Source organism: Acidobacteriota bacterium (assembly GCA_003696075.1).
In the GTDB taxonomy this organism is placed as follows: Bacteria; Acidobacteriota; Polarisedimenticolia; order J045; family J045; genus J045.
In genome coordinates this window covers 1-8806 of sequence record RFHH01000178.1, presented here as the reverse complement: position 1 = coordinate 8806, position 8806 = coordinate 1, and the positions used below count along the sequence as shown (strand labels likewise).

7 protein-coding genes are annotated in these 8806 nt (G+C 71.7%); 3 read left to right on the top strand and 4 right to left on the bottom strand.

Translation table 11 applies throughout. The features are described 5' to 3' along the window. Positions 1 to 1057: class I SAM-dependent RNA methyltransferase (locus tag D6718_11740; protein ID RMG43629.1), on the bottom strand; the 1057-nt coding region annotated here is incomplete at its 3' end. On the opposite strand from D6718_11740, the gene D6718_11735 reads away from it, so the two are divergent. Beyond that, positions 1013 to 2605 carry an NAD(P)H-hydrate dehydratase gene (locus tag D6718_11735; GenBank protein RMG43628.1) on the top strand — a complete coding sequence of 531 codons (1593 nt, stop codon included), beginning with the start codon at positions 1013 to 1015 and terminating at the stop codon, positions 2603 to 2605. The two genes, D6718_11740 and D6718_11735, sit on opposite strands and share 45 nt — an antisense overlap. Next, complete coding sequence (gene tsaE, locus D6718_11730) at positions 2545 to 3063, top strand: tRNA (adenosine(37)-N6)-threonylcarbamoyltransferase complex ATPase subunit type 1 TsaE (protein ID RMG43630.1); 519 nt, start codon at positions 2545 to 2547, stop codon at positions 3061 to 3063. The genes D6718_11735 and tsaE overlap by 61 nt, the downstream gene beginning before the upstream one ends. Here tsaE and guaB read toward each other — a convergent pair. The 3 genes from guaB to D6718_11715 all read right to left on the bottom strand — a co-directional run bounded on the left by guaB (position 3029) and on the right by D6718_11715 (position 8291). Further along, positions 3029 to 4495 carry an IMP dehydrogenase gene (guaB, locus tag D6718_11725; GenBank protein ID RMG43627.1) on the bottom strand — a complete coding sequence of 489 codons (1467 nt, stop codon included), beginning with the start codon at positions 4493 to 4495 and terminating at the stop codon, positions 3029 to 3031. The two genes, tsaE and guaB, sit on opposite strands and share 35 nt — an antisense overlap. Before the next feature lie 58 nt (positions 4496 to 4553). After that, positions 4554 to 7286: a preprotein translocase subunit SecA gene (gene secA / locus D6718_11720; protein RMG43626.1), complete on the bottom strand. Its 2733-nt coding sequence runs from the start codon at positions 7284 to 7286 to the stop codon at positions 4554 to 4556. Between the two features lie 105 nt (positions 7287 to 7391). Beyond that, on the bottom strand, positions 7392 to 8291 hold the full coding sequence (locus tag D6718_11715) for a M23 family metallopeptidase (protein ID RMG43625.1): 900 nt from the start codon (positions 8289 to 8291) through the stop codon (positions 7392 to 7394). A 190-nt stretch (positions 8292 to 8481) separates the two neighbouring features. Here D6718_11715 and D6718_11710 point away from each other — a divergent pair. Then, positions 8482 to 8806: hypothetical protein (locus D6718_11710; protein ID RMG43624.1), on the top strand; the 325-nt coding region annotated here is incomplete at its 3' end.

The following is an 8806-nucleotide window of genomic DNA, read 5'->3' as shown; positions in this document are numbered from 1 at the left end:
CCGCGAGCCCCGCCCCCGCGTACAGGTCGAGAACCCGGCGGGGAGGAGCCCCGCCCGAGCCGAGGCCCTCCGCCACCAGCGCATAGAGGAGCCGCGCGGCTGCCGGGTTGACCTGGACGAATCCGGTCGGTCCCACGCGCAGCGGAAGACCGCCCGCGCGATCGACGAAACCGTCCGTGCCGGCGAGCACCGAGTAGCGGCCGGCCCCGCGGAGGGCCACCACCCCGCAGAGCTCGGGACGGGCGGCGATCAGCTCCCGCGCGGCGGTGCGGGCGGCCGCGGGGACGGGACCGGGCCCCGACGCCGCGATCAACCAGCGGCTGCCGTCGGAAGCCCCGCGCAGCTCCAGACGCGCCGGCCAGGAACCGGCCGCTCCGAGACGGCCAGCGAACCGGCGCGCCAGGAGGCTGGCCTCCGGCGGCGCGAGCAGGCAGCGCTCGACCGGCACGAAGCGCGCCGGATCGCGCGCGGCGTGGAAGCCGATCCGCCCCCCGCGCACGGCGAAGGCGATCCGATTCCGGTATTCGAGCGACGCGGGAGAGGCGATCACCGGCTCGATCGGGATGGCCACGCCCGCCAGCCGCCGGAGCACTTCCGCGGCGCGCTTCGCCTTCGCGCGGAGCGCCGCCGGCGGGGCGAGGGTCATCATCGGGCACCCCCCGCACTCCGGCTGGTGCGGGCACGGGGGCGCAACGCGGTCCGGGCTCGCCTCGAGCCGGGATTCCACCACCGCCTCGCCGTAACTCCGCCGCCGGCGCACGATCCGCGCCATCACGCGCTCGCCGGGCCACGCGTCGCGCACGAACAGCACGAAGCTCCCGTGACGGGCGACGCCCTCACCCGACGCGTTCACGTCGGTCACGCGGAGTTCGACGCGCGCGCCCTCGTCCGGAGCGGCGCCGCGAGCGGTGCCGGTCACACGGGCAGGATAGCGGCCGCGCCGTCGTGCCGCCGGGGCCGCCGTGGCAGACTTACGCCCCGGACGCCCAGCGGTTCCGATCCGGAGGAGCGCATGGAAGTTCTCGATGCCGAGAGGATGCGCGCGGCCGACCGTCACGCCATCGACGGCATGAAGATCCCCTCCCTGGTCCTCATGGAGAATGCCGGCCGCCTCACCGCGGAGACCATCCTGGAAGAGATGGGACCACCCCCCAGCGGCCGCGCGGCGATCTTCTGCGGGCCCGGCAACAACGGCGGGGACGGGTTCGTCGTCGCCCGCCACCTCGCCGCGGCGGGTGTCGAGGTGACGGCCGTCCTCCTCGGCCGCGCCCTCGACGACCTGCGCGGCGACGCCGCGACGATGGCGGCCGCATGGACCGGTCTCGGCGGGCGCGTGATCGAGATCCGCTCCGAGGAGCAGTGGAGGGAGCGCGCTCCGGAGCTCGGTCGCGGCGATCTCGCCGTCGACGCCATCTTCGGGACCGGTCTGACGCGCCCGCTCCGGGGCGTCCCCCGGCTCGCGGCGGAGGCGATCAACGCTTCCGACGCGGCCGTGGTGGCGGTGGACATCCCGTCCGGTCTCGACGCCTCGTCGCCGGCGCTGCCCGGCCCCGCGGTCGCCGCCGATCTCACGGTGACGTTCGCGCGCCCCAAGGTGGCGCACCTCCTGCCCCCTGCGGAAGGGCACTGCGGCAACCTGGTGGTGGTCGACATCGGGATTCCCGACGCCGCGATCGCCGCCACCGCGCCGGACCTGCACGTCCTGACCGACGAAGAGGCGGGGCGGCTGTGGCCCCCGCGGCCGCCGGACTCGCACAAGGGCACCTACGGCCACGTCCTGGTCGTCGGCGGCGGCGTCGGGAAGTCCGGTGCGGCGGCCCTCGCCGGGCTCGGAGCCCTCCGGGCGGGAGCCGGCCTCGTGACCGTGGCGGTCCCGAGACCGGTGCGCCCCGAAGTCGCGTCGGTGGCCCCGGAACTGATGACGGAACCGCTTCCGGCGGATCAGAAGGGCCGCTTCGCCGCCTCCGCGGCCCGCGCGGCTCTCGCCCTGGCCGCCACCCGGACCGTCGCCGCCGTCGGGCCCGGGCTCGGCACCGCGGGAGACACACCGGCCGCGGTGCGGCGCTTCGTCCGGGAGGCGCCGGTTCCCCTGGTGATCGACGCCGACGGCCTGAACGCCTTCGCGGGCGTCCGGCTCTCGTCCCTCGCCCGCCGGCGCGCCCCGGCGGTCCTCACCCCCCACCCGGGAGAGGCGGCCAGGCTTCTCGGGACGGGGACGGCCGAGATCCAGGGCGACCGTCTCGCCGCCGCTCGCCGCCTCGCGAAGGAGGCCGATGCGGTGTGCCTGCTCAAGGGACACCGGACGGTCGTGGCGGCTCCGGACGGCCGCGCGTTCGTCAACGTCACCGGAAATCCGGGGCTCGCCACCGGTGGCGCCGGGGACGTGTTGACGGGGATCGTGGCGGGCCTGCTCGCGCAGGGGCTCGACCCTCTCGAGGCGGCCGCTCTCGCCGCGCATCTGCACGGGGCGGCAGCGGACCTGGCCACCGACGACGAGCGGGGAACGCACGCCGAGGCGTCGCTGACCGCCGGGGATCTGCTGGACTGGCTCGGGGCGGCGATCCGCCAGCGCGTCGAAGCGCCCCGGAGGGCGGCCCGGGAGTGAGCGAGATCGAGCGCACCCGCGGCGAGCGGGAAACGGCCGCCTGCGGGCTCCGCCTGGGGCGGCGGCTGCCCCCGGGGGCCCTGGTCGCCCTGTCCGGTCCCCTCGGGGCCGGCAAGACGGTCTTCGTCCGCGGCCTGGCCGCGGCCTGTGGGATCCCCGAGGAGGCGATCACCTCCCCGTCCTTCGTCCTGGCGGTCGAGCACCCGGAGGGCCGGCCTCCCCTGCTGCACGTCGACCTGTACCGGCTGGCACCGGGGGCGGCGATCGACGATCTCGGGATCGAGGAGGCGATGGAGGAGGGGATGCTCGTCGCGGTCGAGTGGGGCGAGCGCCTCCCCGATCACCTCCTCGAAGCCGCCGTCCGGGTCTCGCTCGAGCCGGCGGGTCCGGACGAGCGCATCGTCCGGATCGAGGGGGGCGCGCTCACTCCAGCCGGTAGTTCGGGGCTTCGCGGGTGATGATCACGTCGTGGGCGTGCGACTCGCGCAGCCCGGCACCCGTCACCCGGACGAAGCGGGCCCGCTCCTGCAGCTCGGCGATCGACGCGGCGCCACAGTAGCCCATGCCGGCCCGCAACCCGCCGATGAGCTGGTGCACCAGGTCGCCGAGGCGCCCCTTGTAGGGCACGCGCCCCTCGATGCCCTCCGGGACGAGCTTTCCCACGTCCTCCTCGGCGTCCTGGCCGTAGCGGTCCCGGGCGCCCCGGCGCATCGCCGCGAGCGAGCCCATTCCCCGGTATTCCTTGAAGGTCCGACCCTGGTAGAGGACCGTTTCTCCCGGCGATTCCTCGGTGCCGGCGAGGAGCGAGCCGACCATCACCGCGTCCGCCCCCGCCGCGATCGCTTTCGTGATGTCCCCCGAAAACTTGATCCCGCCGTCCGCGACCAGCGGAACGCCGTGCGGCCGGCAGGCGCGTGCCGCCGCCGCGATCGCGGTCAGCTGCGGGACACCGGCCCCGGAAACCACGCGGGTCGTGCAGATGCTGCCCGGCCCGATCCCGACCTTGACAGCGTCCACTCCGCGCTCGACGAGCGCTCGGGCGCCCTCCTCGGTGCCGACGTTCCCCGCCATGAGCTGCACGTCGGGATACCGGTCGCGAATCCGATCGACCATGTCGAGGACCCGGCGCGAGTGCCCGTGCGCGGTGTCGACGACGATCAGGTCGACCCCGGCCTCGACGATCGCCGCGCACCGTTCCAGCGTGTCGGGACCGGTGCCGACCGCGGCGCCGACGAGGAGGCGGCCGTGTTCGTCCTTCGCCGCGTTCGGGTAGCGGATCCGCTTCTGGATGTCCTTGTAGGTGATCAGGCCCTTCAGCCGGAACGCCTCGTCCACCACGAGGAGCTTCTCGATCCGGTGCTCGTGCAGCAGCTCCTGGGCCCGGTCGAGGTCGGTCCCTTCGGGCACCGTCACGAGGTTCTCGCGCGTCATGAACTCCCGGATCGGCGCCTCGACCCGGGTGCAGAAACGGAGGTCGCGGTTGGTGAGGATCCCGAGCAGCCGCCCGTCCTCGTCGGTGATCGGAACTCCCGAGATCTTGTACCGCGCCATCAGCTCGAGCGCTTCTCGCACCGGCCGGTCCGGGGTCATCGTGATCGGATCGACGATCATCCCGGACTCCGAGCGCTTGACCTTGTCCACCTCCTGCGCCTGCTCCTCGATGCTCATGTTGCGGTGGATGACCCCGATCCCGCCCTGCTGCGCAATGGCGATCGCCAGGCGCGCTTCGGTCACGGTATCCATCGCGGCCGAGGCGAGCGGGATCTGCAGGCGCAGGTCCTTGCTGATCCGGGTCGAGGTGTCGACCTCGCTGGGCAGCACCTCGGAGTAGCCGGGGAGCAGCAGGACGTCGTCGAACGTCAGTCCCAAGGGCAAGCGCTCGTCGAGCATGTCTGAGGGCCTCGCGCGGTGAGCGCCGATTCTAGCGGCCCGGCCCCCCCTGTTCCAGTCACCTGCCCCCGGCCGCCGCCACGCCGCCGCAGCACTTCTTGTACTTCTTGCCGGACCCGCACGGGCAAGGGTCGTTCCGCCCCACGCGCTTCCCCTCGCGGCGCACGGTCTTGACGACGCGCTCCCCCGCCTTCGCCGCCGAAGCCGCCCTGAAGATCGCCTCCTGCTGCCGCCTGCGCCGCTCCTCCTGGGCGCGCCGCTCCTCTTCGCTCATCGGCTCGAGCAGCATCAGGTAGCGGACGATCTCCTCCTCGATGCGTGCCTTCATCGCCGCGAACAGGTCGAAGGACTCCCGCTTGTACTCCACCAGCGGATCGCGCTGCGCGTAGGCCCGAAGGCTGATTCCCTCCTTGAGGTGGTCGAGCGCCAGAAGGTGGTCCTTCCACTGGTTGTCGATGATCTGCAGGATGACGAAGCGCTCGTACCGCCGCATCATCTCGGGACCGACCCGCTCTTCCTTCTCCGCGTACCGCGCGCGGATCCGTTCCAGCAGCCGCTCCTGGACCTCTTCCGGTGCGCCCTCCAGGTCGATCCCTTCCTTCGCCGGGCTGAAGCCGAAGAAGTGCCGAACCTGCGTCTCCAGCTCGTCGAGCCGGGGTCCCCTGCCCTCTTCCGCCTCCGCGAAGGCCTGCTCCACGAGGTCCGCGAGGATCTCCTCGGCCTTGCCCAGCACGTACTCCCGCGGGTTCTCCTCCTCGAGAATCTCGCGCCGGAGGTTGTAGACCTCCTTGCGCTGGAGGTTCTGGACGTCGTCGTATTCCAAGAGCCGTTTCCGGATGGAGAAGTTCTGCGCCTCGACCTGCTTCTGCGCGCGTTCGATCGCCCGCGAAACCACCTTGGATTCGATCGGGACGTCGTCGGCTTGATCCAGCGCCTTCTCCATCAGCCAACCGGCGAAGCGCCGCATGAGATCGTCTTCGAGGGAGAGGTAGAAGCGCGACGAGCCCGGGTCGCCCTGCCGGCCGGCGCGGCCGCGGAGCTGATTGTCGATCCGCCGGGCCTCGTGCCGCTCGGTGCCGATGATGTGAAGTCCGCCGAGCCGGACGACCTCCTCGTGCTCGCGCGCGCAGATCTCGCGCGCCTCCGCGAGCGCGGCCTCGCGCTCCGCCTCGTCCGCCTCGTCCCAGCTCTTGCCCGTCTTCTCCAGCACGAGCCGCTTCGCCAGGGCCTCCGGGTTCCCGCCCAGAAGGATGTCCGTTCCGCGGCCGGCCATGTTGGTGGCGATCGTGACCGCCCCCAGACGTCCGGCCTGGGCCACGATGTCGGCTTCCCGTGCGTGCTGCTTGGCGTTGAGAACTTCGTGCGGAATGCCGCGCTTGCGCAGCAGCGCCGACAGGCGTTCCGACTTTTCGATCGAGGTCGTGCCGACGAGGACGGGCTGCCGCCTCGCATAGCACTGCTCGATTTCGTCGGCCACCGCGTCGAACTTCGCCTTCTCGGTCTTGAAAATGACGTCCGGATGGTCTTCGCGGATCATCGGCTTGTTGGTGGGGATGACGACGACGTCCAGCTTGTAGATCTCGGCGAACTCCGCCGCCTCCGTCGCCGCCGTGCCCGTCATCCCAGCCAGCTTCTCGTACATCCGGAACAGGTTCTGGAAAGTGATCGTGGCCAGCGTCTGGTTTTCGCTGCGAATCTGGACGCCTTCTTTCGCCTCCACCGCCTGGTGAAGGCCATCGGACCACCGCCGCCCGGGCATCTTTCTCCCGGTGAATTCGTCGATGATCACCACCTCGCCGTCCTCGACGAGGTAGTCGACGTCCCGCTTGTAGAGCGTGTGGGCGCGGAGCGCTTGCGTCACCGCGTGCAGAAGCTCGATGTTCTGGGGATCGTAGAGGTTCTGGACGCCCAGCAGCCGCTCCGCGTGAGCGACGCCCTGCTCCGTGAGCACGACATTCCGGCTCTTCTCGTCGACGATGTAGTCCCCACTCGCCTCCAGCGCCTCGCGTTCTTCGCGCGCGACCTCTCCGGCGATCACGGCGCCCGGCTTGAGCTGCGGCACGATCCGGTCGACGCGGTAGTAGACCTCGACATCCCCCTCCGACGGGCCCGAGATGATCAGCGGCGTCCTCGCCTCGTCGATCAGGATCGAGTCCACCTCGTCGACGATGGCGTAGTGGTGTCCCTTCTGCTGAACCATCCCGCTACGCTCGAACTTCATGTTGTCGCGGAGGTAGTCGAAGCCGACCTCGTTGTTGGTGGCGTAGGTGATGTCCGCCGCGTAGGCGGCGCGCCGGGCGGCCTCGTCGAGATCGTGCTGGATGCAACCCACGCTCATGCCCAGGAAGCGGTAGACCTGGCCCATCCACTCGGCGTCCCGCCTCGCCAGGTAGTCGTTCACCGTGACGACATGGACCCCCTTGCCGGTGAGGGCGTTGAGATAGGCCGGAAGGGTGGCGACCAGTGTCTTTCCCTCGCCGGTCCTCATCTCGGCGATCTTCCCCTGATGGAGGACGATGCCGCCCATGAGCTGAACGTCGAAGTGGCGCATGTTCAGGGTGCGCCGCGCCGCCTCCCGGACGACGGCGAAACTCTCGACCAGGAGATCGTCCAGCGACGCACCCTGGTCCAGGCGGGTCCGGAACTCCGCCGTCTTGGCCCGGAGCTGTTCGTCGGTGAGCGCCCGGATCTTCGGCTCCAGCTCGTTGATCGCCGCCACCAGCGGCTGGAGCCGGCGCAGCTCGCGCTCGTTCTTGGTTCCGATGATCTTGCCGAGGATTTTCTGGATCATGACCAACCTTCCGCGTCGACGCGCGGCGGGCGTCGTCGACGGGGGATCCTATCGCCCGGGGGCCCGGCGGGCCACCGCGGGCGCGCCCGGCCGCCCGGTCGCCGATCAGTAGAAGAGCGCCTCGTCCAGGACGAAACGCATCGGGTCGACCTGCCGGCCCTGGACGAGCACCTCGTAGTGGAGGTGCGGGGCGGTGGAACGGCCCGTCGTTCCGACCAGGCCGATCACGTCTCCCCTTCGGACCTTGTCCCCGGGCCTGACCTTGAATTCCGACAGGTGCCCGTAGCGCGTCACGATCCCGTCGCCGTGGCTGAGGTAGAGCACCTTGCCGTACCCCCGGTGACGCTCGGCCTTGACCACGACGGCGTCGCCGGGGGCGTGAACCGGGGTTCCTTCCGGTGCCGAGATGTCGATGCCGCGGTGGAACTGGCGCCGTCCCGTGAAGGGGTCGCGCCGCCAGGCGAAGCCGGCGCCGATGAGGCCGCGGACCGGAAGGATCGACGGGGTGCGCGCCAGCCGCTCCGACTGGGCGCCGATGGCCCGCTCCACCGTGTCGAGCCGGCGTCCCAGGAGCGTCCCGAGGCTGGCCAGCTCCTCGGCCTCCTCGCCGAGCAGCGCGGTGCGCTCCGCCGGTCCGAGGGTGTCGGTTCCCACCGACACGCCCTGCCCGCCCGGACCGAGCGAGGGAAGGTCGAGTCCCGCGATCGCCGCCAGCTTCTGGGTCCTCTGTTCGAACTTGTCCAGGCGGTCCCGGAGCTCCGCCAGGGTCGACTCGATCTCCTCGGCCCGGCCGGCGAGTTCGTCACGCTCGCGGGTCGCGGCCGCCAGGTCGGACGCGAGACGGTGAGCCCGCAGCCAACCGACGGGAGCGGACGCCGCGAGGATCGACAGGACGGCGATCGCCGCCGCACCGGCGACCAGATGGGCGCCGCGAAGGTGGAAGCGGCGCATCCGGGCGCGGGCGTCCGGAACGACCATGATCGTGAACCGTCGATTCAGGAACACACCGGACCTCCGCCCCGCCGGACCGCAGGAGGGGGCGGAATATAGCTCCCCCGGAGAGGGGGCCGCAAACGGACCATCCTCGGCCGGGCCCGGCGCTTCGGCGAACCGCTGTCACCAATGCCGAACGGCGGCGAACGCTCCCGGAACGGCGAGGTTGACGGGCATCCTCCCTCCCCCGAGAATCGCCCGCATGGATCCGGAACGCTGCGCCGGGAGGCTCATCGTCGCGGCGCTGCCGGGGCCGGAACTCGGCCCGGAGGCGATCCGGGCGCTCGAAGATCTCGGCCCGGCCGGAATCATCCTCTTCGATCGGAACGTCCGCAGCCCCTCCCAGCTCGTGGAGCTGATCCTGGGGGTCCGAGAGGTCTGTCCGGAGCCGCCGGCGCTCGCGATCGACCTGGAGGGGGGCCCCGTCAACCGGCTCGCGCACCTGGATCCGGCGCTGGCCCGGCTGCCGGCCGCGCGCATCCAGGCCGCCTGGCCGACCGAGCGGCTCGAGCGGGTCTGGCGCGGGG